A 24,932-nucleotide genomic window follows, 5' to 3' on the forward strand; every position below is an offset into this window, starting at 1 on the left:
GGAGAGGTCGGATTGCCCGAATTGCTCATGCAATTCGGTTTGGCAATCCGGGTGGGGGTCGTGCCCCGCTGCCGTCTGAAAGCTCAGCCGTAGATCTGCTTGTGAACCTGGTAGAGCATTTCCGAGCGGTCGGCGCGCAGGTCGGCCAGATCGCGGCTCGTCAGGTTTTCGATTTCCGCGACGAGGCGGTTGTAGTGGCGGCGCTTGGCCATCGAGGTGCGCGCGCGGGAGAAGAGGTTGTCAAAAGCCATAGCAAGGGTCCTTTCGTACCGCATATCAGCGGTGAATTTGTTCCTCCCTTGGTCGTTCGCAACATGACATAGGAATGGTGCGATGCAAAAAGAAGATGTTGCAATGCACCATTGCGCAGGGCGCATAGCAGGTTAATACAGCGCTAACAGCACCATAAACGGCCGGACAGGCTGGCGGGCCATGCCGGCCGGGCACCTTTTGTCTTACAATTGCGCCTGCGCCACCTTGCCATCGCGCCCGCAGGCTGGCTTGATCCGCGCGTCACGTGATGCCCGGAGGAAATGCATGGCGACCGCAGACTATTACGAAATTCTCGATCCACGTTTCGCGCGGCTGTTCAACGGCAACGCCCAGGTGGAAAAGCTGTTTACCGGATGTCAGTGGGCGGAAGGGCCGGCCTGGTTCGCCGCCGGCCGCTATGTCGTCTGGTCCGACATCCCCAACAACCGCATGCTGCGCTATGACGAGACCGACGGCAATGTCAGCGTCTTCCGTCAGCCCTCCGGCAATTCCAACGGCAACACCGTCGACCGCCAGGGCCGACTGGTGACGTGCGAGCATTCCGGCCGCCGCGTCAGCCGCACCGAGCATGACGGCTCGATCACCACCATCGCGGCCGAATGGAAAGGCAAGCGGCTGAATTCGCCCAATGACGCGGTCGTGAAATCCGACGGCTCGATCTGGTTCACCGATCCGAGCTACGGCATCGACACCGACTATGAGGGCGACAAGGCCGAAAGCGAGATCGGCGCTTGCAATGTCTACCGGGTCGATCCGGATACGGGCGAGGTCGAGGCCGTCATCACCGACATGGTCCGGCCGAACGGGCTTGCCTTTTCACTGGATGAAAGCCAGCTCTATGTCGTCGACACCGGCCGCACCCATGGCGCGCAGAACCCCGCGCATATGCGGGTCTTCAACGTCGGCAAGCACGGCAAGAAGGTGTCGGGCGGCAAGGTGTTCGCCGACTGCACGGCCGGCCTGTTCGACGGCTTCCGGCTCGACGAGGCCGGCCGCATCTGGACCAGTGCCGCCGACGGCATCCATTGCTACGATCCCGACGGCACGCTGATCGGCAAGGTGAAGGTGCCGGAAGTGACCGCCAATTGCGTGTTCGGCGGCAACAAGCTGAACTGCCTCTACATCGCCGGCACGACGTCGCTCTACATGGTGCGGCTGATGGTGAACGGGGCGAAGACGTATTGAGGCTGCTGCAAACGCTTCTCTGGCGGCCCTTGATGGCGTTTCTGCGCATTCCCGCGGCGCCCGTTGCGCTGCGGCTGACGGAACCACCGCCAAGCGGTTCGCCGGAGCGGATTTCGAAGCCGCCCAGCGGCGGCGGTATCAGACACAATTCAAGGGGAGGACGTCATGCCATTCGTCAACATCCGCATCGTCAAGGAAGTGATCGCCGCTGATCCCGCTGGCAAGAAGGCCGACATTGCCAAAAAGGTCACGGCGGCGATCATGGACGCCACCGGGCTTAGCAATGACGACGTCTGGGTGGTGTTCGAAGAGGTCAACGCGCGCGACTGGTATGTCGGTGTGACCGATGTCGAGACGTTGCGGAAGGGGTAGCACAGCGGCACGTTGGGGTGCGCCGCACCCTTTCGTTCGTCATCCTAGGGTCTGCGCCGCGTCGCTTCGCTCCTTGCTCCGCCCTAGGATGACGAGGCAACGTTTGCGCGTATAAAACTCGCGAAAACCTGCACCGCTTCGCGCATGGCCCGCAGGTTCTCGTCCTCTCCCAGGATCGCTTCTATCTCCGGCGGTTTCTTGCCGAGCAAGGCAATCTCCAGAACCGCATTCTCACAAAGCGCGAACGACATGGTGCGCATGATCTCGGCCAGCGCGGCGCGGGCATAGAGCGAGCGCGCGGAGGCGTGGGCCAGCATGGCGGGCTTGCCGACTGCGGCGTCGCGCGAGACCAGCCAGTCGAGAGCGTTTTTCATGCCGCCGGGCACGCCATGGGCATATTCGGGGCAGGAGACGATGATGCCATCGGCGCTGGTGACGGCCTCGATCAGCCGCATGGCCTCGGCCGGTGTGCGCTCGCCTTCGTCATCCGGGTTGAAGATCGGCAGCAGGCCGAGCCCGTCATAGACAGTTACGCGGCAATCCGAAGGCGCGTTCGCGGACAGCGCCGCCAGCAGCGCCGAATTGGTCGAGGCGGCGCGCAGGCTGCCGGAGATGGCGAGGAGTTCGATCACGGGGAAACAGGGCTAGGGAAAACCGGCAAAGGACCGCAATGGCGAATCGTACCCGAAATCTACCACAGGGTCTTGCTGTAGGCTTCGTCCAGCGAGCGGTCGAAATCGTCGGCAGTTTCGGCATGCGCCATCTGATCGGACAGGATCTGACCGAGCGTCGGCAACGTCGCGCGGTCATGCCAGCTGTCCGGCTTCCACAATTCGGAGCGCATGAAGGCCTTGGCGCAGTGCATGTAGGCGGCCTTGACGCTCACCACGACGACGCTTTGCGGTTGCTTGCCGTCGACGGTGAGGCGCTCGCGCAAACCGGCATCGACGGTTATGCGGGCGTCGCCATTGATGCGCAGCGTCTCGTTCATGCCGGGGATGAGAAAAAGCAGCCCGACCGAAGGGTTGAGCAGGATGTTTTCCAGCGTGTCCAGCCGGTTGTTGCCGGGCCGGTCGGGAATGGCGATGGTCCTGTCGTCGAGGACAAGGGCAAAGCCCGGTCTGTCGCCTTTCGGCGTCACGTCGGCGTTGCCGGCGCCGTCGGAAGAACCGATCAGCACGAAAGGGCTCTTGCCGATGAAAGAGCGGCAGTGGCCGTCGAGCGCCCTGAGTTCCTTGCGCATCGAGGTGTCGGTCGGCCGCGGGGTCTTGTAGATCGTCCTCAGTTCATCGCGCGTGGTGACGAATTCCATGGCCGTCTCCGTTTATTCTGACGCAATTCCGGACGGCTTCACACTTTTCCTGGAATTGCTCTACTTGCCGGCTTCTTCCACCTTCTCGGCCTTATCCTCGATCGAATGGTGCAGGATCAGCGGCATCTGGCTGAAGGTGAACAACAGGGTGATCGGCATGATGCCCCAGACCTTGAAGGTAACCCAGAAGTCGGTGGAAAAATTCCGCCACACCACTTCATTGGCAAGAGCCAGGAACAGGAAGAACAGGCCCCAGCGGAAAGTCAGCTTGCGCCAGCCTTCGGCATCGAGGCGAAAGGCCGAATCGAAGACATAGCCGAGCAGCGATCGGCCGAAATACAGACCGCCGAGCAGCACGCCGCCGAACAGGGTGTTGACGATGGTCGGCTTCATCTTGATGAACACGTCGTCCTGCAGATAGAGCGTCAGCGCGCCGAAGATGAAGACGACGACGCCCGAGACCATCGGCATGATCGGCAAGGTGCGCAGCAGCAGCCAGGAGGCGATCAGCGCGATCGCGGTCGCCGCCATGAACAGGCCGGTGGCGACGAAGATCGGCCCGCCGAATTCGGCCAGGACAGGAAATTTCTGCACCAGCCAGGCGCCGCGTGCATTGGCGAAGAAGAACACCATCAGCGGCCCGAGTTCCAGCACCAGCTTGAGCAGCGGATTGACGCTTTCTTTCTTCTTTCGCGGGTCGGACGGGTCGCGTTCGAGGATGGGTGGGTTCATGACTTCCTTCTGACGCATGATCTTGTCCAAAAAGCCGTCAGCTCTTCGGGATCATTGCCTGTTACGCTACGCCGGCGATCGCCCTGGCGAATTCGCCGGCCGAGAATGGTTCGAGGTCGTCGACCTGTTCGCCGACGCCGATGAAATAGACCGGCAGTTTGTGCTTTGCCGCGATCGCGACCAGAATACCGCCGCGCGCCGTGCCGTCCAGCTTGGTCATCACCAGGCCGTTGACGCCGGCGACATTGCGGAAGATCTCGACCTGATTGAGCGCATTCTGGCCGGTGGTGGCGTCGACCGTCTGCAGCACGGTATGCGGCGCTTCCGGATCGAGCTTGCCCAGCACGCGCACGATCTTTTCCAGCTCCGCCATCAGTTCGGTCTTGTTTTGCAGCCGGCCGGCGGTGTCGATGATCAGTACGTCGGAGCCGGCCTCCTTGGCGCGTTCGAAAGCGTCGTAGGCGAGGCCGGCGGCATCCGCGCCTATCTTCGAGGCGATGACCGGCGACTTCGTCCTCTCGCCCCAGATCTTCAGCTGCTCGATGGCCGCAGCGCGAAACGTGTCGCCGGCGGCCAGCATCACCGACAGGCCACCATCGGTCAGTTTGGCGGCGAGCTTGCCGATGGTCGTGGTCTTGCCGGTGCCGTTGACGCCGACCACCAGAATGACATGCGGCTTATGCGACAGGTCGAGCTCCAGCGGCATGGCGACATGGGCCAGCACCTTCTCCACCTCGGCCGCCATGATGGTGCGGACATACGCGTCGGAGACATCCTTGCCGTAGCGGCTGGCAGCGAGGGCATCGGTGACGCGCAAGGCTGTTTCCATGCCCAGATCGGCACGGATCAGCACGTCCTCCAGATCCTGCAGCGTCTCCTCGTCGAGCTTGCGCTTGGTGAAGACGCCGGCGATGTTGCCGGTGAGTTCTTTCGAGGAGCGGGCAAGCCCGTCGCGCATGCGCTGGAACCAGGAGCGTCGCGGCGCCGGTTCGGGCGCCTTTTGCGGCTCGGCTTTCTGCTCGACCTTTCTGGTGACGGTGACTTTGCCGACTGACGGTGTCGGCTGTGGTGTCGGCGGAAAACCCGGTTCAGGCATGGGCGCAACCCCCGCCGTGGCAGCCCGGACTTCGACCGGCGCGGGTGTGGCTTCGACCGGAGTGCGCTTTACCTCCCCCTCGATGGGGGAGGTCCCAAGCGAAGCTTGGGGGTGGGGGTGATTTGCGCTGGCGTCAGCGCTGTCACCCCACCGCGCCGCTTCGCGTCGACCCTCCCCATCGAGGGGAGGGTGGGTCGCCTCGTCCTTCTCCCCGTGGCTATACGGGGAGAAGGTGCCGGCAGGTGGATGAGGGGCGGCGCTGACCTCTGAGGTAGGCTGTGCGGGAGGCGCGGACGGTTGCGGCACTTCGATCGGGGCGGCCGGTTCTGCGGGAGTCTCGGCAGGCGTCGGCACTTCGACGGGAGCGGGCTCCAGCTGCGGTTCCGGACGCGATGGTTCGATCTCCGGCTCGGCCGGCGCCGGCGGCACTTCTTGGGGCTGCGGCTCGGGAGCCGGCTCCGGAACGGCTGGCGGCGCAGGAACTTCTTCCGGTGCAGGCGGCTCGGGTATCTCCGGCTCAGGCTGCGGTTCTTCTACCGGCGCGGGCTCCGGCAACGGTTCCGGCTCGGATGGGACGACCGGTTCCGGCGCGGGCGGGATGGTCGGCGTGGGTTCGGGCTTCGGTTCTTCTGGCGCCGACTGCGGCGCAGGCTTTACCTCCCCCTCGATGGGGGAGGCCCCAAGCGAAGCTTGGGGGTGGGGGTGAGTGGCGTCGGCGTCGGCGCTCTCACCCCTCCCCGCCACTTCGTGGCGACCCTCCCCATCGAGGCGAGGGTGGGGCGTCGGCGGCTCGGGCTCCTCGCGCTTCAAGAACTCCGGAACGACCTGCTCGGCCGCCGGCTTCAGCGCCTCAAGCGCATCCCATTTGATCGGCGGCAGGGGAGCGGTTTCGTCGATGCGCTCCTCGACGACTTCCTTCTTGCCGAACGAAAATATGTTCTTGAAAAAACCGGCCATGCTTCAATCGTCTCAGGCGGCGCAGGCAGTGAGGGGCGAGGCTATCAGGCGCGCGCCGTCATGGCCGGTGATGTCTGCCTCGACGATCTCGCCCGGCGCGCCCGTGTCGAGCGCCGCAAGCGTGAACCCTTCGGTGCGGCCGAGGCCGTCGCGCTCGACCAGGATCGACTGGCGCGTTCCCGGGAGTGACGACAAATGGCGGCGATACGCAGCCTCACCAGCGGCGCGCAGCTGGGCCGCGCGCTGCTTGACCAATTCGCGGCGGACCTGCGGCATGCGCGCGGCGGGCGTGCCTTCGCGCGGCGAAAACGGGAAGACATGCAGGTGCGTCAGCCCACATTCCTCGACGATCTTTATCGAATTCTGAAACATTTCCTCGGTCTCGGTCGGGAAGCCGGCGATGATGTCGGCGCCGAAGACGATTGCCGGGCGCAATTTGCGCACATCTTCGCAGAAGCGGATCGACTGGTCACGCAAATGCCTGCGCTTCATGCGCTTCAGGATCATGTCGTCGCCCGACTGCAGCGACAGATGCAGATGCGGCATCAGCCTGGGTTCGGTGGCGATGGCGTCGAGCAGATCGTCGTCGGCTTCGATCGAATCGATGGAGGACAGCCGCAGCCGCTTCACATCAGGCACCTGCTTCAGGATGGTCTTCACCAGCTTTCCCAGCTTTCCCAGCTTCGGCGCGCCCGGCAGGTCGGCGCCGAAGCTGGTCATGTCGACGCCGGTCAGCACGATCTCGGCATAGCCGTTGCCGGCCAGACGCTTGACCTGCTCGACCACGGCGCCCATCGGCACCGACCGTGAATTGCCGCGCCCATAGGGGATGATGCAGAAGGTGCAGCGGTGGTCGCAGCCGTTCTGCACCTGCACGAAAGCGCGCGCCCGGCCCTCGATGGCGTCGACCATATGGCCGGCGGTCTCACGCACCGAGAAAATGTCGTTGACGCGTGCCTTCTCGGTGTCGTTGACGCCGAAATCCGGCAGCGCGCGGTAGGAGTTCGCCTTCAGCTTCTCCTCATTGCCGAGCACGAGGTCGACCTCGTCCATGGCGGCAAAATTCTGCGGTTCGGTCTGCGCGGCGCAGCCGGTGACGATGATGCGCGCCGCCGGGTTTTCGCGGCGGGCTTTGCGGATCGACTGCCTGGCCTGGCGCACCGCTTCCGAAGTGACGGCGCAGGTGTTGAAGATGATAGCCCCGCCTTTGAGCGCGCCGAGGCCGGCACTTTCGGCCTCGCGCCGCATCACCTCGGATTCATAGGTGTTGAGACGGCAGCCGAAGGTGACGACGTCTATGCCTTGGGAGTTGAGGCCCTTGGTATCGGCAAGTGCAGACATCAGGCCGCGCTTTCGGTGTCGCGGGCCCAGGTGCCGGTCGACGGATCGAAACTGCCGGAAAATTCCCATTCAGCGGCACCGGTCAGGATGACGTGGTCGTCGTCGCGCCATTCCACATGCAGCGAGCCGCCGCCGGGCGTCATCAGCGTAACGCTGCGGCCGGTGCGCCGGGTGCGGGCAGCGGCGACGACGGAAGCGCAAGCGGCCGAGCCGCAGGCCTTGGTCAGGCCGGCGCCGCGCTCCCAGGTGCGGATGATCATCGTCTCCGGCGACGTTACCTGGGCGATAGTGATGTTGGCGCGCTCGGGGAAGATCGGATGGTTTTCGAGCAGCGGGCCGAAACGCTCGAGTTCGTAGGACCAGACATCGTTTTCGACCCAGAAGATGGCGTGCGGGTTGCCCATCGAGAGAGCCGAAGGCGAATGGAGCACCGGCGCGTCGATGGGGCCGATCTGCAACTCGATCATGCGGGTGTCGCGGAATTCCTCAGCCAGCGGGATATCCTGCCAGCCGAAGCGCGGCGTGCCCATGTCGACCGAGATGGTGCCGTCGGCATGTTCGACGGCGTTGAGGATGCCGGCGCGGGTCTCGAAGGTGAAAGTCTTCTGGCCGGTTTCGGCGGCCAGCGCCTGGACGACACAGCGCATGCCGTTGCCGCAGGCCTGCGCGCCCGAGCCGTCGGAATTCAAGATGTCGATGTAAAAGGCGGTGCCCGGCGTGCGCGAATCGTGGATCGCCATGATCTGGTCGAACCTGGTCGCCGCATCGGCGTTCAGCGCGACAGCCGACGCCGCCGTGACCCTATCGGCACGGCCACGCATGTCGGCGACGATGATTTCGTTGCCGATGCCGTTCATCTTGGCGAAGGGGGCAGTGCCTGCCATGATCTGAGGTAATTCCTGTACGTTTCGCCGCTATATGGCGGAAACGGGCGGGAATTACCAGTGTGGGCTGCGTCTAGGTTACCGCGAAAACGCCGAGTACGATCAGCAGGAAGATGACGAGAACGATGCCGATCAGCAGGCGCGCGCCGGTGGCGGCGGCACCGGCCAGCGCCGGCATGCCGAGCAGGCTGGCGGCGGCAGCAACGATCAGAAGAATGATGATCCATTTGATCATGGACAATGCCTCGCAAATTGACTGGCCTGCAGCCGGCTTAAGAACGCATCTGCGGCGCTCTGGTTCCGTTGCCGCGAGGCTCTTTCCGACTGGGCGCGCTATTCGGCAATCTCGAAGTCGGTCGTGAAAGGCGCCGTCTTTGGCGAGTTCTCGTCGTGCATGAGGAAATCCGCGCGGTATTTGCCGGGGGGAACGCCATCCAGGGAGACGTTTAATTTGAAGAACATCTCTCGGTTATGCGAGCGCGAGGCGAGCTGGACCCGACCAAGCTTTTCGACGGTTCCCAGCTTCTCGCCCGACTGGGAAAGCACGGTAAGGTCAACGTAAAGCGCGATCTGGTTGTTGCCGAGCCCATCCGAGCCGTAGCCGTAACCGACCGGCTCCATATAAAGCACAATCTCTTCGCCCGGCTTGTAGACATGGTTCGGGCGCTCGGCGTAGGCGCCGAACCCGCTGGCCGACAGGATATGCTTCACATTTTGCACGCCAAGCGGCATCGCTTGCCACAGAGCGTCCTCGGCGCTGCGGAATTTGTCCAGCGCGCCGGCGCCATCACCCGCCTGCAGTGCCTTTTCGGCTTCAGCGGCGCGATCGGTGATTTCACCCGCGAAAGCGGCCGGCGTCGAAATTACCAGCGCGATCAAAACTGCCAAGATTGATTTCATCTGTTCCCCCTATTGCGATAGACAATCGGCTAAAATGGCAGTGCCGTAAACGGCCAAATGCAGACTCCAGCCGCGCTCGATCTCGGGAACGTCCCAAACCTCGCCCGGACGCAGGGCGCGAAACCGCTCACGCGCCAGGCCTTGCGCCTCAAGCGCTTCAGTCAGTTTTGCGCCGGCAGTTGCGCTCGACCGCCGATGCGCCGACCTGCTGCGGGCTCCGGTGCCGCTTTCGCAACCAATGTACCGGTTGGAACCGCGCTAGAGCGAAGACATGCCTTTTGTCCGCCAGCCATTTTGCGACAAATTTACAACAATTCGTGGTGCAAACCCTATTTTAACCATATCGGGTTGAAATTTCGCCACCTTCTCCATCTTGGTGAGGGGTGAGATTGTGCGGACGGCTTCCCCCCAGCCGGATCCGACGGAGGTTTGAATGATTTTTTCGAGAAGCGGGCTGATGGCCGTATCGCTGGCAGCGCTCGTTGCGAGCGGCTGTTCGACCTCGCGTTTTTCATCGATGGATGACCAGCAGCCCGCCCCGCTGCAGCCCGCGCCCGCCGGCACGGTGAGCGGAAGCCAACTGCCGCCCCCGGCAGCGCCGGGCACCACCGACCCATCGCAATTCCCGACCGCGCCGGCAGGCGCGCAGGTCGCCTCGCTGCCGCCGGACGGATCGGCGCCGGCCGGAGCCTCCGACCTTACCGCTGCGAGCGTTGCCGGCGTCTGGAACGCCAGCGTGTCCGGACAGAGCTGCAAGGTGGCGACGCCGCAGACCAAATTCGGCGCCGGCTTCCGCGCCGGGCCGCTGCATTGCCCGCCGCCCATCGACGGCATCAAATCGTGGAACGTCGCCGGCAAGCAGCTGACGCTCTATGACGAGAATGGCGGCACGCTGGCGCGGCTCTATTCCTCGGGCGGTTCGAAATTCGACGGCCAGACTACCAACGGCTTGCCGATATCGCTTACAAGGTAGGCAGGGTATGCTGATATTCAGGTGAGGCCGGCCTGCGAACGGCGGCTTCCTGCGCTTCCGGTGCGTACTTAAGTACGCTCCGCTCCGGTTCTCAGGAGCCACCATTCTCGGCTCGGCCTGACCTGAACCTCAACACACCCTGATCTTTCCTGGAGCAATCCGCTCAAAGTAAGCGACGTGACCGATGCATCTGCGTGACGGCCTCCAGACCCATGCGACCGTCAGGCAGCGCTACGACCATCTGGTCGCAACCGGCGCCATCGAGCGCGATCCTGCGCAGGAGCGCATCGCCGCCGCGCTCGACCGGCTGACCGACGAGATCTCGGTCAAGCGGCTGGCGCACAAGTCGAGCGCGCTCGGCTGGCTGTTTGCCCGCAAGCGCGAGACGCGCGAGGTCGTCAAGGGCCTCTACATTCATGGCGGCGTCGGTCGCGGCAAGACCATGCTGATGGATATGTTCTTCGAGCTGTTGCCGGTCAGGCGCAAGCGCCGCGTTCATTTCAACGACTTCATGGCCGATGTGCAGGACCGCATCCAGAAGCACCGGCAGGCGCGCAAGAACGGCGACGTCAAGGAGGACGACCCGATCCCGCCGGTCGCGCTTCAGCTTGCCGAACAGGCCTGGGTGCTGTGCTTCGATGAGTTTTCGGTCACCGACATTGCCGATGCGATGGTCCTGTCGCGGCTGTTTTCGGCGCTGTTCGCCAATGGCGTGGTTCTGGTCGCCACGTCGAATGTCGCGCCGCAGGACCTTTATCGCGACGGGCTGAACCGCCAGCTCTTCCTGCCCTTCATCAGCATTCTCGAGCGCCACGCCCATGTGCTGACGCTTGATGCCGACAAGGACTACAGGCTGGAAAAGCTCGCCCGCACGCCGGTCTATGTCACGCCGGCGGATGCCGAAGCCGATCGTATGCTCGACGAAGCCTGGCAGGCGATGACGCACGGGGCGGCAACGGCCGAGACCGCGCTGACGCTCAAGGGGCGGCAGGTGAGAATACCGGCTGCTGCCGGCAATGCGGCGCGGTTTTCCTTCGCCGACCTCTGCGAGAAGCCGCTCGGCGCGCGCGATTTTCTGGCCATTGCCGGCCGCTTCTCGACCGTCTTCATCGATCACGTACCGGTGCTGGGCGAAGGCAAGCGCAACGAGGCCAAGCGCTTCATCCTCCTGATAGACACGCTCTACGATCATCACACGCGGCTGGTGGTAAGCGCCGATGCCTCGCCCCCTGAGCTCTATACGGCCAGGCGCGGCAACGAGGTGTTCGAATTCGAGCGCACGGCCTCGCGGCTGATCGAGATGCAAAGCCGCGACTGGCTGGAGGACTGGGCGGAACGGCAAAAGGCGAAGGCGGAAGTGCAGGTCTGAGGGTTCGAAGAGGTCATTATGTAGTGATCCTTCGCGCCCCCCTCTGTCCTGCCGGACATCTCCCCCACACGGGGGGAGATTGGCGGTTTCGGCGCTCCGCTCATTCCTGCGGCCATTGGAGATTGGCGAAAGGTCGCGTGACGTCCGATCTCCCCCCTCGTGGGGGAGATGCCTGGCAAGGCAGAGGGGGGCGCTGTCCCGCCGACGCCTAAAGGTCATACGCATACATTACAAACGCCTCCGCCTGGCCATGCTCCTCCCTGCGTTTTTCATAAAGCCCGCGCGATGGAACATTGTCCGGCTCGGTTCCAACACAGGCTTCGCCGCAACCTTTGCTCGCGGCCGAGCGCGAACATCGCGTCGAGCATTTTTCGCGCGATGCCTTGGCGCTGGTAGGCGGGTGAGACGCCGACTTCGTCGATGTAGAGTCCGTTGATCTTGTCGGGATGGCGGTGGATGATTGTGGGGCATTGGTCGACGACGCCGTCGGCCAATGCCACGATCATGAGATGACCTGATGATGAGGCGAGGTAGGCAGCAAGCCTGTCTGCCCGGACCGGTTCATCGAACACGTCTTCGGCGATGCGCTTCACAAGGGCGTCATCGCCTGGATATAGTCTTCTGATTTCCGCGTTCATTGTGTAAAATCTCCCAAGCTGGCCTACAAACTTTGACGTTTACGTAAGTCCCAATGTTTCTAACCGATTGAAATCATTCACTCGAAAATAATCGATTGAATATATATTCCACCGGGGCTACTGGATGCGGCGAAATCTAGCTGAGACCATAGCATTCCGGCCTCTTCCTCGACGCCGTCAACAGATCGCCAGGGATTTTGGGCGTCGTCACAGACAAAGGGAAAATTTCCTCACATGGCACGCAACAAGATAGCGCTCATCGGCTCCGGCATGATCGGCGGCACGCTCGCTCACATGATCGGCCTCAAGGACCTCGGCGACGTGGTGCTGTTCGATATTGCCGAGGGCATCCCGCAAGGCAAGGGGCTCGATATCGCGCAGTCTTCGCCGGTCGATGGTTTTGACTCCCGGCTGACCGGCGTCAATGATTATGCCGGGATCGAGGGCGCCGATGTCTGCATCGTCACTGCCGGCGTGCCGCGCAAGCCGGGTATGAGCCGCGACGATCTGCTGGGCATCAACCTCAAGGTCATGGAACAGGTCGGCGCAGGGCTGAAGAAATACGCGCCCAAGGCTTTCGTCATCTGCATCACCAACCCGCTCGACGCCATGGTCTGGGCGCTGCAGAAGTTTTCCGGCCTGCCCAAGACCCATGTCGTCGGCATGGCCGGCGTGCTCGACAGCGCGCGCTTCCGCTATTTCCTGGCCGAGGAGTTCAAGGTCTCGGTCGAGGACGTCACCGCCTTCGTGCTCGGCGGCCACGGTGATTCCATGGTGCCGATGATCCGCTACTCCACGGTTTCGGGCATTCCGTTGCCGGACCTCATCAAGATGGGCTGGACCTCGAAGGAAAAGCTCGACCAGATCGTGCAGCGCACCCGCGACGGCGGCGCCGAGATCGTTGGCCTCTTGAAGACCGGCTCGGCCTTCTACGCGCCGGCGGCTTCCGCAATTTCGATGGCCGAATCCTATCTCAAGGACAAGAAGCGCGTGCTGCCTTGTGCTGCGCATCTCTCGGGCCAGTATGGCGTCAAGGGCACCTATGTCGGCGTTCCCGTGGTCATCGGCGCCGGCGGCGTCGAGCGCATCATCGAGATCGACCTCAACAAGGCCGAGCAGAAGATGTTCGACGCTTCGGTGGCGACGGTGCAGGGCCTGACCGAGGCCTGCGTCAAGATCGCCCCGCATCTCGCCTCGAAATAATCCTCCGGAGACCATCCAGATGAACATCCATGAATATCAAGGCAAGGCGCTGCTGAAGAGCTTTGGCGCGCCGGTGGCCGAAGGCGTGCCGGTGTTCAAGGCAAGCGAAGCGGAAGCCGCGGCACAAGCGCTGCCCGGCCCGCTCTATGTGGTGAAGAGCCAGATCCACGCCGGTGGCCGCGGCAAGGGGAAGTTCAAGGAACTGTCGCCCGACGCAAAGGGCGGCGTGCGGCTGGCTAAGTCGGTTGCCGAAGTCGTTGCCAACGCCAATGAGATGCTCGGCCACACGCTGGTGACCAAGCAGACCGGCCCCGCCGGCAAGCAGGTCAACCGTCTTTATATCGAGGACGGCGCCGACATCGAGCGCGAGCTTTATCTGTCGATCCTGGTCGACCGCTCGGTCGGCCGCATCGCTTTCGTCGTCTCGACCGAGGGCGGCATGGACATTGAAGGCGTCGCCCACGACACACCGGACAAGATCATCACCCGCGCCATCGATCCGCTGGCCGGCGTGACGACCATCGACGTCGACATATTGGTGGAAGCGCTGGGACTAAACGGCGATGCCGCCAAGGATGCCGGCACGCTGTTCCCGATCCTCTACAAGGCCTTTGTCGAGAAGGACATGAGCCTGCTCGAGGTCAACCCGCTGATCGTGATGAAAAACGGCCGCCTGCGCGTGCTGGACGCCAAGGTGTCGTTCGACAACAACGCGCTGTTTCGCCACCCCGAACTGATGGAATTGCGCGACACCACCGAAGAGGACGAGAAGGAGATCGAGGCGTCGAAATACGACCTCGCCTATGTCGCGCTCGACGGCAATATCGGCTGCATGGTCAATGGCGCCGGCCTCGCGATGGCGACGATGGACATCATCAAGCTCTACGGCGCCGAGCCCGCCAACTTCCTCGATGTCGGCGGCGGCGCGTCGAAGGAGAAGGTGACGGCGGCGTTCAAGATCATCACTCGGGATCCGGCGGTCAAAGGCATCTTGATCAACATCTTCGGCGGCATCATGAAGTGCGACATCATTGCCGAGGGCGTGATTGCCGCGGTCAAGGAAGTCGGTCTGGAAGTGCCGCTGGTGGTGCGCCTCGAAGGCACCAATGCCGAACTCGGCAAGAAGATCATCAACGACAGCGGCCTCAACGTGGTGTCGGCCGACGATCTCGACGACGCAGCCAAGAAGATCGTGGCGGCGGTGAAGGGCTGAAGGCGAATGCCTCCGCGCAAGATAAACCTGGTCGAGGCGGCGGATCGAACGATCACCAAGGTCTTCGATCCGCATATCGCCGGCGACGTCAATGACAGCCAGGCGAAGGTCGCCAAGTTCGGCGGGACCTTCGACTGGCACGCGCATGAGCATGAGGACGAAGCCTTCCTCGTCCTGCGGGGCAGGATCGCCATCGATTTCCGTGACGGTCCGGTCGAACTCGGCGAGGGTGATTTCATCGTCGTGCCGAAGGGCGTCGAGCACCGGCCGCGCTCGCTGACCGCCGAGCCGGTGGTGCTGATGTTCGAGCCGGCAACGACGCTCAACACCGGCAACGCCAAGAGCGACCTCACCGTCTCCGACCTGAAGCGGCTCTGACCATGAACGCGTTCTCCTCGCTCTCGGCCGATCACCAGCGCCTGCAGGCACTCGTCGGCGCGTGGCGCGGCGAGGAAGAGGTGGCGGAAACGCAATGGGCCGATGGCGGACCGGCGACGTCGGAGGTGCTGACAGAGCCACAGTTCGGCGGCCTGTTCGTGGTCCAGCGCTATCGCCAGCGCCGCGACGGCACGGTCTCGTTTGGCTCGCACAGCGTGTTCGGCTTCGACCAGCCAAACAGGCTCTTCACCATGCACCAGTTCGACTCCATGGGTTTTGTGCCGGCCACGCCGGCCACAGGAACGTGGAACGGCGATGAGCTGGTCCTGGAGCGGTCGTCGCCGCGTGGCTCAGCGCGCGTGACCTATATTTTCGACAATGCCGATGCCTACCGGATGCGACTGCATTTCAAACCTGCCGGCAGCGACAGCTGGCAAGACATGGTGAGCGGCGTCTACCGGCGCGTTTCGCCTTCCTCGATCAACGGTTTTTAGAAAAGGGCTCCGATGTCCATTCTCATCGACAAGAACACCAAGGTGCTGGTTCAGGGCCTGACCGGCAAGACCGGCACGTTCCATACCGAACAGGCTTTGGCCTATCACGGCACCAAGATGGTGGGTGGTATCCATCCCAAGAAGGGCGGCGAGACCTGGACCGGCGCCAAGGGCGAAAACCTGCCGATCTTCGCCTCGGTCGCCGAGGGCAAGGAAAAGACCGGCGCCAACGCCTCGGTCGTCTATGTGCCGCCGACGGGCGCCGCCGAAGCCATCCTCGAAGCCATCGAAGCCGAGATCCCGCTGATCGTCTGCATCACCGAAGGCATTCCGGTGATGGACATGGTCAGGGTCAAGGCGCGGCTCGACCGCTCGACCTCGCGGCTGATCGGCCCGAACTGCCCTGGTGTGCTCACCCCCGACGAATGCAAGATCGGCATCATGCCCGGCAACATCTTCCGCAAAGGTTCGGTCGGCGTTGTTTCGCGCTCGGGAACGCTTACCTATGAGGCAGTGTTCCAGACCACAAATGTCGGCCTCGGCCAGACGACCGCCGTCGGTATCGGCGGCGACCCCGTCAAAGGCACCGAGTTCATCGACGTGCTCGAGATGTTCCTCGCCGACGACGAGACCAAGTCGATCATCATGATCGGCGAGATCGGCGGTTCGGCCGAGGAAGACGCCGCGCAGTTCCTCAAGGACGAGGCCAAACGCGGCCGCAAAAAGCCGATGGCGGGCTTCATCGCCGGGCGCACCGCGCCGGCCGGTCGCACCATGGGCCATGCGGGCGCGGTCATCTCCGGCGGCAAGGGCGGCGCGGAAGACAAGATCGCGGCGATGGAATCGGCCGGCATTAAAGTATCGCCATCGCCGGCGCGTCTGGGCACGACGCTGGTCGAGGCGATCAAGGCCAAGTGAGTAGCGAGTAGTGAATAGCGAATAGGGAAAAGAGAGTAACGGCGCGACCCGGAAAAAATCCCTACTCGCTATTCGCTACTCACTATTCGCTTTTGAAAAGGAGACGGAGCCAGGCTCCGCAGACAAAAATGGCAAGACAAGATCAGGCCAACGACCAATTTTCGCTCACCTCTTTCCTGTATGGCGGCAATGNGCAGACAAAAATGGCAAGACAAGATCAGGCCAACGACCAATTTTCGCTCACCTCTTTCCTGTATGGCGGCAATGCCGACTATATCGACGCGTTGTATGCCTCCTATGAGGATGATCCAGAGTCAGTAAACCCCGAATGGCAGGATTTCTTCGCCGGGCTGAAGGACGACGCCGGCGATGTGCGCAAGAACGCCAAGGGCGCTTCCTGGGCAAAGCCGTCCTGGCCGCTGCAGGCCAATGGCGAACTGGTGTCGGCGCTGGACGGCAATTGGGGCATCGTCGAGAAGCATCTGGAAAAGAAGGTCAAGGACAAGGCGGTCACCAATGGCGTCGTGCTATCGGATGCCGACGTGCATCAGGCGACGCGCGATTCGGTGCGCGCCATCATGATGATCCGCGCCTTCCGCATGCGCGGCCATCTGCACGCCAATCTCGACCCGCTCGGCATCGCCAAGCCGCTTGAGGACTATAACGAGCTGTCGCCGGAAAATTACGGTTTTACCGCAGCCGACTACGACCGGCCGATCTTCCTCGACAATGTGCTCGGCCTCGAATTCGGCACCATCCGGCAGATGCTGGAGATCCTGACCCGCACCTATTGCTCGACGCTAGGTGTCGAGTTCATGCACATTTCCGATCCCGAGGAGAAGGCCTGGATCCAGGCGCGCATCGAGGGTGCCGACAAGGAGATTTCCTTCACCGCTACGGGAAAAAAAGCGATCCTGCAGAAGCTGGTCGAGGCCGAAGGCTTCGAGCAGTTCATCGATGTCAAGTACAAGGGTACCAAGCGCTTCGGCCTCGATGGTAGCGAAGGCCTGATCCCGGCGCTGGAGCAGATCATCAAGCGCGGCGGCCAGCTCGGCATGAAGGAGATCGTGCTCGGCATGGCGCATCGCGGCCGGCTGAACGTGCTGTCCCAGGTGATGGCCAAGCCGCACCGCGCCATCTTCCACGAGTTCAAGGGCGGCTCGGCCGCTCCTGACGAGGTCGAGGGCTCGGGCGACGTCAAGTACCATCTCGGCGCCTCGTCGGACCGCGAATTCGACGGCAACAAGGTGCATCTGTCGCTGACCGCCAATCCCTCGCATCTGGAAATCGTCGATCCGGTTGTGATGGGCAAGGCGCGCGCCAAGCAGGACTATCTGTTCGGCCGCAGCCGCGAGGAGATCGTGCCGCTGGAAGAGCGCGCCAAGGTGCTGCCGCTGCTTCTGCATGGCGATGCCGCCTTTGCCGGCCAAGGTGTGATTGCCGAAATCCTCGGCCTGTCGGGGTTGCGCGGCCACCGCGTCGCCGGCACTCTGCATTTCATCATCAACAACCAGATCGGCTTCACCACCAATCCGCGCTTCTCGCGCTCGTCGCCCTATCCGTCCGACGTCGCCAAGATGATCGAGGCGCCGATCTTCCACGTCAATGGCGACGACCCGGAAGCGGTGGTGCATGCCACCAAGGTGGCGATCGAATTTCGCATGAAGTTCCACAAGCCGGTGGTGGTGGACATGTTCTGCTATCGCCGCTTCGGCCACAATGAGGGCGACGAGCCAGCCTTCACCCAGCCGATCATGTACGCCAACATCCGCAACCACAAGACGACGGTGCAGATCTATGGCGAGCGGCTGATCGCCGAGGGCCACATCAGCCAGGCCGAACTCGACAAGATGAAGGCCGACTGGCGCGCCCATCTGGAATCCGAATGGGAAGTCGGCCAGCACTACAAGCCTAACAAGGCCGACTGGCTGGACGGTGCCTGGTCCGGCCTGCGCACCGCCGACAACCAGGACGAACAGCGCCGCGGGAAAACCGCGGTGCCGGTCAAGGTGCTGAAGGACATCGGCAAGAAACTGACCGAGGTGCCGAAGGGTTTCGAGGCGCACAAGACCATCATCCGCTTCCTCGAAAACCGCCGCCAGGCGATCGACTCCGGCGAAGGCATCGACTGGTCGACGGCCGAGGCGCTGGCCTTCGGCGCCATCCTGCTCGACGGCAATCCGATCCGGCTCTCCGGCCAGGATTCAGAACGGGGCACCTTCTCGCAGCGCCATTCCGTGCTCTACGACCAGAAGGACGAGACCCGCTACATCCCGCTCAACAATCTGTCGGCGGCACAGGCCGGCTACGAAGTCATCAACTCGATGCTGTCGGAAGAGGCGGTGCTTGGCTTCGAATATGGCTACAGCCTGGCCGAGCCGAAGGCGCTGACGCTCTGGGAAGCGCAGTTCGGCGATTTCGCCAACGGCGCCCAGGTGGTGTTCGACCAGTTCATCTCGTCGGGCGAGCGCAAGTGGCTCAGAATGTCAGGCCTGGTATGCCTGCTGCCGCATGGCTATGAAGGCCAGGGTCCGGAGCATTCTTCGGCCCGGCTCGAGCGCTTTCTGCAGCTTTGCGCCGAAGACAATATGCAAGTCGCCAACTGCACCACGCCGGCCAACTACTTCCACATATTGCGCCGGCAGCTGAAGCGCGACTTCCGCAAGCCGCTGATCCTGATGACGCCGAAATCGCTGCTGCGCCACAAGCGGGCAGTGTCGACGCTGCCGGAGATTTCGGGCGAAAGCTCGTTCCACCGGCTTTTGTGGGACGATGCCCAGCTGCTGCAGAACCAGACGATCAAGCTCACCAAGGATTCCAAGATCCGCCGCGTCGTGCTGTGCTCGGGCAAGGTCTATTACGACCTGTACGAGGAACGCGAGAAGCGCGGCATCAACGACATCTATCTCTTGCGCGTCGAACAGCTCTATCCGTTCCCGGCCAAGGCGCTGATCACCGAACTGTCGCGTTTCCGTAATGCCGAGATGGTGTGGTGCCAGGAAGAGCCCAAGAACATGGGCGCCTGGTCGTTCATCGATCCGTATCTGGAATGGGTGCTGGCGCACATCGACGCCAAGCATCAGCGGGTGCGCTACACCGGACGTCCTGCGGCGGCATCTCCGGCGACCGGGTTGATGTCGAAGCATTTGGCGCAGCTCGCCGCCCTGCTCGAAGACGCGCTTGGCGAATAGAGCAATTCCAGGAAAAGTGTGAGCGGTTTTCCGTCCGGAATTGCGTAAAACATAAAGACAGAACTCGGCACACAGAACAGACAGAGAAGAAACGGAACAGGCACAATGGCTACCGAAATCCGCGTTCCCACTCTCGGCGAATCCGTCACCGAGGCGACCATCGGCAAGTGGTTCAAGAAGGTCGGCGATGCCATTGCCGTCGACGAGCCGCTGGTCGAGCTCGAAACCGACAAGGTGACGGTGGAGGTGCCTGCTGCCGCCGCCGGCACGCTGGGCGAGATCACCGCCAAGGAAGGCGAGACCGTTGGCGTCGGCGCGTTGCTGGGTTCGATCTCGGCAGGCGTCGCCACGGCCGCCCCGGCGTCCAAGCAGGAGACCAAGCCGCAAGCGGTGTCGCAGGCTTCGAGCCCGGACGCAGCGCACACGACCAGGCAGGCTGCGGCTGAGACCGCCAAGATAGCCGGCGACGCCGGGCCGGTCGAGCCGCGCACCATGCCGCCGGCGCCAGCTGCCGCGAAGCTGATCGCCGAGAACAATCTGTCGGTCGACCAGGTTTCCGGGTCGGGCAAGCGCGGCCAGGTGCTGAAGGGCGATGTGCTCGACGCGATTTCCAAGGGCGCGCCGTCGCAGCCGGCCGAAATTCCGAAGGCCGCACCGGCTCCGGTCGCTGTGCGTGCGCCGTCTTCGGGCGACGATGCGTCGCGCGAGGAGCGCGTGCGCATGACCAAGCTGCGCCAGACCATTGCGCGCCGGCTGAAGGAAGCGCAGTCGACCGCCGCCATGCTGACCACCTTCAACGAGGTCGACATGTCGGCGGTGATGGCGCTCAGGACCAAGTACAAGGACATCTTCGAGAAGAAGCATGGCGTGAAGCTCGGCTTCATGGGCTTCTTCACCAAGGCGGTTACGCACGCATTGAAGGAAATCCCCTCGGTCAATGCCGAGATCGACGGCACCGACATCATCTTCAAGAACTATGCCCATATCGGCGTTGCCGTCGGCACCGAAAAGGGTCTCGTCGTGCCAGTGGTGCGCAATGCCGACCAAATGTCGATTGCCGAGATCGAGAAGGATATCGGCCGGCTGGGCATCGCCGCGCGTGACGGCAAGCTCTCGGTCGCCGACATGCAAGGCGGCACGTTCACGATCTCCAACGGCGGCGTCTACGGCTCGCTGATGTCGACGCCGATCCTCAATGCGCCGCAGTCCGGGATTTTGGGCATGCACAAGATCCAGGACCGGCCGGTCGTGGTCGGCGGCCAGATCGTGATCCGGCCGATGATGTACCTGGCGCTGAGCTACGATCACCGTATCGTCGACGGCAAGGAAGCCGTGACCTTCCTGGTCCGCGTCAAGGATAGCCTGGAGGATCCCGAACGGCTGGTGCTTGATTTGTGATCGGAGCTGATCCGTCATGAGCGGCTGGCTGGCGCGGTTTGGGTTCAAGCTCGGTCGAGTAGCGGGTAGCGTATTGAGGCGTTCCCGGCCGGCGGCTTCCGCCGCCATCTCTCCGCCGGCCACATCGACTGAATGGGATTCGGCGCCGGCGAGCAGCAATCTCGGTGTCTTCGCTCTCAGCGAAGCCGAAATGGCGGAGCGGAAGATCATCGTCACCGCGATCGGTGAGCTTGAGCTACCGACCGGCGAAATCATCGCTTGCGATCCACTGATTACCGGGCTGGAACGGCCTGTGTTTAGCCGTAAGGTCAGGCCGGGATGCTATCCAGTCACGTTGCTTGAGGCGCAAGGCCGTGTTGCTGCAGCGGTATTGCGGTTTGGCACTGGCTTGCCGGTGCGGTGGGAGTTGGCTGCCTTCGTCCGCGACGTCGGCACATCGTCCTGGAAGTCTGGATTTATTGTCGATGATAATGTTGCTTCGTTCATGGACAAGTCGGTTCTGACGCTGATGTCCGAGCAGGAGGAACTCGACAGCTATCTTGCTGACGTTGCATGCTCGTTCGACAAGTTCCGCATGGATAATCCGGTTGATGGAAATCCGCTTAATATAGCCATGTTCGACACTGGCTTCGGTGATGGGAACTATTATTCCTTCTGGGGACTGGATGCGGCCGGCGAGCCGCTGGTCTTGATGACCGATTTCGAGGTGCTCGAAAACGCCGACGGCCGCGAGAGCAGCCCGAGCAATTCATGACAAACATCGCTTCGCCAATGATCGGATTTATGGCCGGGCTGGCTGTTCTCGCAGCGGGTTACGAGGCGCATGCCGCCTGCCCGCTGGCGCTTGCTGTCTATGGCGATGCCGAAAGCGAGGCCGGCATTGACCGGTGACGAGCTTGCCGGCTGCACGGTGTGGCAGGGTGTCGTCTACAGCGCCGACGACAAGGGCAACATCGCGCTCCTGGCGGCGGAAGGCACGGACGCGCCGCAGAGCCTGATCTTCCCCGATCTGGGTCCATCGTTGCAGATGTCGTCCGCCTTTGGCTCCATCGGTTTTTCGAAACTGCCGTGGGATGTGTTTTTGCTGAAAGGTTGCCAGGAATGAGCGCGGCGAAGAAAGTTCTTCTGGTCACCGGCGGCGGCCGCGGCATTGGTGCGGCCACTTGCCGGCTTGCGGCGAAGGCCGGCTACCGCGTCGCGGTCAACTATGCCGCAAACGAGGCCGCGGCCCAGGCGCTGGTCGCCGAGATCGAGGCCGGTGGCGGTGAAGCGATAGCGGTCAAGGGCGATGTCGGCGTCGAGGCTGACATCGTCGCCGTGTTCGAAGCCGTCGATAGCGCCTATGGCCGGCTCGACGCCCTGGTCAACAATGCCGGAATCGTCGACGTCAAGGCGCGTGTCGACGAGATGAGCCTGGCGCGGCTGGAGCGCATGATGCGCATCAATGTCATCGGCTCGTTTCTGTGCGCCCGCGAAGCGGTGCGGCGCATGTCGAGCAAGCATGGCGGCCAGGGCGGCGCCATCGTCAACATCTCGTCGGCTGCGTCGCTACACGGCTCGCCAGGCGAATATGTCGACTATGCCGCGTCCAAGGCGGCGATCGACACCTTCACGCTCGGACTGGCGCGCGAAGTCGCGACCGAAGGCGTGCGGGTCAATGCGATACGGCCGGGCATCATCGACACCGAGATCCACGCTTCGGGCGGCCAGCCGGACCGGGTCGAGCGGTTCCGCGACATGCTGCCGATGAAACGAGCCGGCACGGCGGATGAAGTCGCGCATGCCGTTCTCTATCTTTTGTCGGATGAAGCGTCCTACACGACGGGCGCAATCCTGAATGTAAGCGGCGGCCGCTGAGCCCCAAGCTAAGGGAAACGAACATGGCTTATGATGTCGTTATCATCGGGTCGGGACCGGGCGGCTATGTCTGTGCCATCAAGGCGGCACAGCTCGGGCTCAAGGTCGCGGTGGTCGAGAAGAACGCCACTTTCGGCGGCACCTGCCTGAACATCGGCTGCATCCCATCCAAGGCGCTGCTTTATGCCTCGGAGATGTTCGCCGAGGCCGGCCATTCCTTCGATGGGCTGGGCGTCGAGATACCGGCGCCGAAACTCAATCTGAAGAAGATGATGGCGCACAAGGACGCGACCGTTTCGGCCAACGTCAATGGCGTCGCCTTCCTGTTCAAGAAAAACAAGATCGATAGTTTCCGTGGCACCGGGAAGGTGGTTGCGGCCGGCAAGGTGTTGGTGACGGCTGAGGACGGCAAGGTCGAGGAGATCGAGACGAAAAATATCGTTATTGCCACGGGCTCCGATGTCGCCGGCATTCCCGGCGTCAAGGTCGACATCGACGAGAAGGTGATCGTATCGTCGACCGGCGCGCTGTCGCTGGAGAAAGTGCCTGGCCATCTGGTGGTGGTCGGCGGCGGCGTCATCGGGCTGGAGCTCGGCTCGGTCTGGGCGCGGCTCGGCGCCAAGGTCACCGTGGTTGAATTCCTCGACACCATCCTCGGCGGCATGGACGGCGAGGTTTCCAAGCAGTTCCAACGCCTGCTTTCGAAGCAGGGTTTCGAGTTCAAGCTCGGCGCCAAGGTGACCGGCGTTGCCAAGGCCAAGAAGGGCGCGACCGTCACCTTCGAACCGGTCAAGGGCGGGGCGGCCGAGACCATCGAGGCCGACGCGGTGCTGATCTCGACCGGACGCCGCGCATATTCGGACAGCCTTGGACTGAAGGAAGCCGGCGTCGAGGTCGACGAGCGCGGCCGGGTCAAGACCGACGGGCATCTCAGGACCAACGTGGCCGGCATCTACGCCATTGGCGACGTCATCGCCGGGCCGATGCTGGCGCACAAGGCCGAGGATGAAGGCGTGGCGGTGGCCGAGACCATTGCCGGCCAGGCCGGCCATGTGAATTACGACGTCATTCCGAGCGTCGTCTACACCAGCCCGGAAATCGCTTCGGTCGGCAAGACAGAGGAAGAGCTGAGGAAGGCCGGCATCGACTACAAGATGGGCAAATTCCCGTTCACCGCCAACGGCCGCGCGCGCGCCATGCTGCACACGGACGGCTTCGTGAAGATCCTCGCCGACAAAGCCAGCGACCGCGTGCTCGGCGTCCACATTGTCGGCTTCGGCGCCGGCGAGATGATCCATGAGGCGGCGGTGCTGATGGAGTTCGGCGGCTCCTCGGAAGACCTCGCCCGCACCTGCCACGCGCATCCGACAATGTCGGAAGCGGTCAAGGAAGCGGCGCTGGCGACGTTCTTCAAGCCGATCCATATTTAAGGAAACGCTGGAGGGACAGCACCCCCCTGTGGCCTGCCGGCCATCTCCCCCTCAAGGGGGGAGATTGGACTTCACCGCCGCGTCGCGAGCTTTCAAGTTTCTCACGTTTCTAACCCGGCGCTGTTCGTGAGACAGCCGATCTCCCCCTTGAGGAGAGATGTCCGGCAGCACAGAGGGGCGGTGAAGAAATCGCGACGCTCGCTGATAGGCACCCAAACAAAACGGCCCGCTTTTCAGCGGGCCGTTCTTGGCTGGAATCAAGATGCCAGATCAGTTGGCCAGATTACGGGCTCGGCGCCGGAGCGGGCGCGGGCGCCGGGGCTGGCGCAGGAGCCGGTGCGGGCGCAGGGGCTGGTGCGGGAGCCGGTTCGGCGGGCTTCATCGGCTCAGCCGGTGCAGGTGCGGGCGCCGGTGTGCTGGCTGCCGGCGGCTCTGCGGGCGCAGGATGTTCGCCGCTTCTGCCGAAAACATAGTACGCGACAATCGCAAGGATGACGACGACCAGCGCAATCAGCCAGCCGCTGCCACCACCCGACCTGGGCGCTGGATCGTTAGGGTTCGCCATAAAAGTGTCCTCCGTGGATGAAAAGCATCAATCAACACCCCTCAACGCGCAACCGTTGAACGGGTTCATACTAGGCCTTCAAATTGACGAACGCAGGAAAATTCTGATTCGCAACCGCTTGTTGGCCTGTATTTCCCCCGCAAAATCAATCACGAACGAGGTAGAACGAGCTTAGCTGGCCTTTTCCGCCAAAAATAGGGCCAACCACCTTCGCTTTGCGAATCAGTTGCGCACCGGACAGAGCCGGGCCTTA

Annotated in this window: 24 protein-coding genes and 1 pseudogene; 15 read left to right on the plus strand and 10 right to left on the minus strand. The window is 62.9% G+C overall.

Annotated elements, in window-relative coordinates:
* Positions 1 to 83: 83 nt before the first annotated feature.
* Positions 84 to 251, minus strand: a complete 168-nt coding sequence (locus X730_RS1000000168200) for a hypothetical protein (RefSeq protein ID WP_023742107.1) — start codon at positions 249 to 251, stop codon at positions 84 to 86.
* A 286-nt stretch (positions 252 to 537) separates the two neighbouring features.
* Here X730_RS1000000168200 and X730_RS144760 point away from each other — a divergent pair, with 286 nt between their 5' ends.
* Both X730_RS144760 and X730_RS144755 read left to right on the plus strand, forming a co-directional pair.
* Positions 538 to 1,458, plus strand: coding sequence for an SMP-30/gluconolactonase/LRE family protein (locus X730_RS144760; RefSeq protein WP_023706748.1), 921 nt, complete (start codon positions 538 to 540; stop codon positions 1,456 to 1,458).
* Between the two features lie 165 nt (positions 1,459 to 1,623).
* Entirely contained in the window at positions 1,624 to 1,830 is a 207-nt protein-coding gene (locus X730_RS144755) for a 4-oxalocrotonate tautomerase family protein (RefSeq protein ID WP_023683852.1), read from the plus strand.
* Positions 1,831 to 1,913: 83 nt separating this feature from the next.
* Here the strand turns inward: X730_RS144755 and X730_RS144750 are convergent, their stop codons facing one another.
* From X730_RS144750 to X730_RS144720, 8 genes are all read right to left on the minus strand, one after another.
* Entirely contained in the window at positions 1,914 to 2,462 is a 549-nt protein-coding gene (locus tag X730_RS144750) for an NADPH-dependent FMN reductase (protein WP_023683853.1), read from the minus strand.
* Between the two features lie 59 nt (positions 2,463 to 2,521).
* Positions 2,522 to 3,142 carry a pyridoxamine 5'-phosphate oxidase family protein gene (locus X730_RS144745; protein ID WP_023683854.1) on the minus strand — a complete coding sequence of 207 codons (621 nt, stop codon included), beginning with the start codon at positions 3,140 to 3,142 and terminating at the stop codon, positions 2,522 to 2,524.
* 60 nt (positions 3,143 to 3,202) lie between these two features.
* Positions 3,203 to 3,874 (minus strand): septation protein A, encoded by a 672-nt coding sequence (locus tag X730_RS144740; protein WP_023687683.1) that lies wholly within the window; start codon positions 3,872 to 3,874, stop codon positions 3,203 to 3,205.
* 61 nt (positions 3,875 to 3,935) lie between these two features.
* Positions 3,936 to 5,927, minus strand: coding sequence for a signal recognition particle-docking protein FtsY (gene ftsY / locus X730_RS0134105; RefSeq protein WP_031197133.1), 1,992 nt, complete (start codon positions 5,925 to 5,927; stop codon positions 3,936 to 3,938).
* Positions 5,928 to 5,939: 12 nt separating this feature from the next.
* Positions 5,940 to 7,268, minus strand: a complete 1,329-nt coding sequence (gene mtaB, locus X730_RS144735; protein ID WP_023826878.1) for a tRNA (N(6)-L-threonylcarbamoyladenosine(37)-C(2))-methylthiotransferase MtaB — start codon at positions 7,266 to 7,268, stop codon at positions 5,940 to 5,942.
* Entirely contained in the window at positions 7,268 to 8,152 is an 885-nt protein-coding gene (gene dapF, locus X730_RS144730) for a diaminopimelate epimerase (RefSeq protein ID WP_023706744.1), read from the minus strand. Before dapF ends, mtaB begins: the two co-directional genes overlap by 1 nt.
* A gap of 73 nt (positions 8,153 to 8,225) precedes the next feature.
* Positions 8,226 to 8,387: a DUF1328 family protein gene (locus X730_RS1000000166445; protein ID WP_023671746.1), complete on the minus strand. Its 162-nt coding sequence runs from the start codon at positions 8,385 to 8,387 to the stop codon at positions 8,226 to 8,228.
* A 98-nt stretch (positions 8,388 to 8,485) separates the two neighbouring features.
* Entirely contained in the window at positions 8,486 to 9,052 is a 567-nt protein-coding gene (locus X730_RS144720) for a hypothetical protein (RefSeq protein WP_023732882.1), read from the minus strand.
* A 433-nt stretch (positions 9,053 to 9,485) separates the two neighbouring features.
* Between X730_RS144720 and X730_RS144715 the strand changes: the two genes are divergently transcribed.
* Positions 9,486 to 10,025 (plus strand): protease inhibitor Inh/omp19 family protein, encoded by a 540-nt coding sequence (locus X730_RS144715; RefSeq protein ID WP_023687689.1) that lies wholly within the window; start codon positions 9,486 to 9,488, stop codon positions 10,023 to 10,025.
* Positions 10,026 to 10,209: 184 nt separating this feature from the next.
* The gene (zapE, locus tag X730_RS144710; protein WP_023745422.1) at positions 10,210 to 11,394 is read left to right on the plus strand and encodes a cell division protein ZapE; all 1,185 of its coding nucleotides are present in this window, start codon (positions 10,210 to 10,212) and stop codon (positions 11,392 to 11,394) included.
* Positions 11,395 to 11,663: 269 nt separating this feature from the next.
* Here the strand turns inward: zapE and X730_RS09525 are convergent, their stop codons facing one another.
* Entirely contained in the window at positions 11,664 to 12,032 is a 369-nt protein-coding gene (locus X730_RS09525) for a GNAT family N-acetyltransferase (protein ID WP_023826879.1), read from the minus strand.
* Between the two features lie 234 nt (positions 12,033 to 12,266).
* Here X730_RS09525 and mdh point away from each other — a divergent pair, with 234 nt between their 5' ends.
* The 11 genes and pseudogenes from mdh (at position 12,267) to lpdA (ending at position 24,114) form a co-directional block, all read left to right on the plus strand.
* The gene (gene mdh, locus X730_RS144705) at positions 12,267 to 13,235 is read left to right on the plus strand and encodes a malate dehydrogenase (protein WP_023670541.1); all 969 of its coding nucleotides are present in this window, start codon (positions 12,267 to 12,269) and stop codon (positions 13,233 to 13,235) included.
* Between the two features lie 19 nt (positions 13,236 to 13,254).
* Positions 13,255 to 14,448 carry an ADP-forming succinate--CoA ligase subunit beta gene (gene sucC, locus X730_RS144700; RefSeq protein ID WP_023745421.1) on the plus strand — a complete coding sequence of 398 codons (1,194 nt, stop codon included), beginning with the start codon at positions 13,255 to 13,257 and terminating at the stop codon, positions 14,446 to 14,448.
* 6 nt (positions 14,449 to 14,454) lie between these two features.
* On the plus strand, positions 14,455 to 14,826 hold the full coding sequence (locus X730_RS144695) for a cupin domain-containing protein (RefSeq protein ID WP_023738005.1): 372 nt from the start codon (positions 14,455 to 14,457) through the stop codon (positions 14,824 to 14,826).
* A 2-nt stretch (positions 14,827 to 14,828) separates the two neighbouring features.
* Positions 14,829 to 15,320, plus strand: coding sequence for a DUF1579 family protein (locus tag X730_RS144690; protein ID WP_023821960.1), 492 nt, complete (start codon positions 14,829 to 14,831; stop codon positions 15,318 to 15,320).
* Positions 15,321 to 15,332: 12 nt separating this feature from the next.
* On the plus strand, positions 15,333 to 16,238 hold the full coding sequence (gene sucD, locus X730_RS144685) for a succinate--CoA ligase subunit alpha (RefSeq protein WP_023821961.1): 906 nt from the start codon (positions 15,333 to 15,335) through the stop codon (positions 16,236 to 16,238).
* 203 nt (positions 16,239 to 16,441) lie between these two features.
* Complete coding sequence (locus tag X730_RS144680; protein ID WP_031197134.1) at positions 16,442 to 19,429, plus strand: 2-oxoglutarate dehydrogenase E1 component; 2,988 nt, start codon at positions 16,442 to 16,444, stop codon at positions 19,427 to 19,429.
* A 105-nt stretch (positions 19,430 to 19,534) separates the two neighbouring features.
* The gene (gene odhB, locus X730_RS144675; RefSeq protein WP_023670535.1) at positions 19,535 to 20,827 is read left to right on the plus strand and encodes a 2-oxoglutarate dehydrogenase complex dihydrolipoyllysine-residue succinyltransferase; all 1,293 of its coding nucleotides are present in this window, start codon (positions 19,535 to 19,537) and stop codon (positions 20,825 to 20,827) included.
* Positions 20,828 to 20,843: 16 nt separating this feature from the next.
* A complete protein-coding gene (locus X730_RS144670) occupies positions 20,844 to 21,581 on the plus strand; it encodes a DUF4241 domain-containing protein (protein WP_050485860.1) in 738 nt (245 codons plus the stop codon).
* Positions 21,578 to 21,932: pseudogene (locus X730_RS01000000164630) on the plus strand (hypothetical protein). Before X730_RS144670 ends, X730_RS01000000164630 begins: the two are co-directional and overlap by 4 nt.
* Positions 21,929 to 22,684 (plus strand): SDR family oxidoreductase, encoded by a 756-nt coding sequence (locus X730_RS144665; RefSeq protein ID WP_023826883.1) that lies wholly within the window; start codon positions 21,929 to 21,931, stop codon positions 22,682 to 22,684. The pseudogene X730_RS01000000164630 and the gene X730_RS144665 overlap by 4 nt, the downstream one beginning before the upstream one ends.
* Positions 22,685 to 22,707: 23 nt before the next feature.
* Complete coding sequence (gene lpdA / locus X730_RS144660) at positions 22,708 to 24,114, plus strand: dihydrolipoyl dehydrogenase (RefSeq protein ID WP_023826884.1); 1,407 nt, start codon at positions 22,708 to 22,710, stop codon at positions 24,112 to 24,114.
* The last annotated feature ends 818 nt before the right edge of the window (positions 24,115 to 24,932 follow it).

Origin of the sequence: Mesorhizobium sp. L103C131B0, from assembly GCF_000502275.1 — a bacterium.
GTDB lineage: Bacteria > Pseudomonadota > Alphaproteobacteria > Rhizobiales > Rhizobiaceae > Mesorhizobium.

What these genes read in the sequence shown, in the direction of transcription:
- X730_RS09525 (WP_023826879.1), bottom strand. Translation starts at nt 12,032, where the DNA reads ATGAACGCGGAAATCAGAAGACTATATCCAGGCGATGACGCCCTTGTG.
- X730_RS144740 (WP_023687683.1), bottom strand. Translation starts at nt 3,874, where the DNA reads ATGAACCCACCCATCCTCGAACGCGACCCGTCCGACCCGCGAAAGAAG.
- odhB (WP_023670535.1), top strand. Translation starts at nt 19,535, where the DNA reads ATGGCTACCGAAATCCGCGTTCCCACTCTCGGCGAATCCGTCACCGAG.
- X730_RS144760 (WP_023706748.1), top strand. Translation starts at nt 538, where the DNA reads ATGGCGACCGCAGACTATTACGAAATTCTCGATCCACGTTTCGCGCGG.
- dapF (WP_023706744.1), bottom strand. Translation starts at nt 8,152, where the DNA reads ATGGCAGGCACTGCCCCCTTCGCCAAGATGAACGGCATCGGCAACGAA.
- X730_RS1000000166445 (WP_023671746.1), bottom strand. Translation starts at nt 8,387, where the DNA reads ATGATCAAATGGATCATCATTCTTCTGATCGTTGCTGCCGCCGCCAGC.
- X730_RS144755 (WP_023683852.1), top strand. Translation starts at nt 1,624, where the DNA reads ATGCCATTCGTCAACATCCGCATCGTCAAGGAAGTGATCGCCGCTGAT.
- zapE (WP_023745422.1), top strand. Translation starts at nt 10,210, where the DNA reads ATGCATCTGCGTGACGGCCTCCAGACCCATGCGACCGTCAGGCAGCGC.
- ftsY (WP_031197133.1), bottom strand. Translation starts at nt 5,927, where the DNA reads ATGGCCGGTTTTTTCAAGAACATATTTTCGTTCGGCAAGAAGGAAGTC.
- X730_RS144695 (WP_023738005.1), top strand. Translation starts at nt 14,455, where the DNA reads ATGCCTCCGCGCAAGATAAACCTGGTCGAGGCGGCGGATCGAACGATC.
- sucD (WP_023821961.1), top strand. Translation starts at nt 15,333, where the DNA reads ATGTCCATTCTCATCGACAAGAACACCAAGGTGCTGGTTCAGGGCCTG.
- X730_RS1000000168200 (WP_023742107.1), bottom strand. Translation starts at nt 251, where the DNA reads ATGGCTTTTGACAACCTCTTCTCCCGCGCGCGCACCTCGATGGCCAAG.
- X730_RS144690 (WP_023821960.1), top strand. Translation starts at nt 14,829, where the DNA reads ATGAACGCGTTCTCCTCGCTCTCGGCCGATCACCAGCGCCTGCAGGCA.
- mtaB (WP_023826878.1), bottom strand. Translation starts at nt 7,268, where the DNA reads ATGTCTGCACTTGCCGATACCAAGGGCCTCAACTCCCAAGGCATAGAC.
- X730_RS144680 (WP_031197134.1), top strand. Translation starts at nt 16,442, where the DNA reads ATGGCAAGACAAGATCAGGCCAACGACCAATTTTCGCTCACCTCTTTC.
- mdh (WP_023670541.1), top strand. Translation starts at nt 12,267, where the DNA reads ATGGCACGCAACAAGATAGCGCTCATCGGCTCCGGCATGATCGGCGGC.
- X730_RS144715 (WP_023687689.1), top strand. Translation starts at nt 9,486, where the DNA reads ATGATTTTTTCGAGAAGCGGGCTGATGGCCGTATCGCTGGCAGCGCTC.
- sucC (WP_023745421.1), top strand. Translation starts at nt 13,255, where the DNA reads ATGAACATCCATGAATATCAAGGCAAGGCGCTGCTGAAGAGCTTTGGC.
- X730_RS144720 (WP_023732882.1), bottom strand. Translation starts at nt 9,052, where the DNA reads ATGAAATCAATCTTGGCAGTTTTGATCGCGCTGGTAATTTCGACGCCG.
- X730_RS144745 (WP_023683854.1), bottom strand. Translation starts at nt 3,142, where the DNA reads ATGGAATTCGTCACCACGCGCGATGAACTGAGGACGATCTACAAGACC.
- lpdA (WP_023826884.1), top strand. Translation starts at nt 22,708, where the DNA reads ATGGCTTATGATGTCGTTATCATCGGGTCGGGACCGGGCGGCTATGTC.
- X730_RS144665 (WP_023826883.1), top strand. Translation starts at nt 21,929, where the DNA reads ATGAGCGCGGCGAAGAAAGTTCTTCTGGTCACCGGCGGCGGCCGCGGC.
- X730_RS144670 (WP_050485860.1), top strand. Translation starts at nt 20,844, where the DNA reads ATGAGCGGCTGGCTGGCGCGGTTTGGGTTCAAGCTCGGTCGAGTAGCG.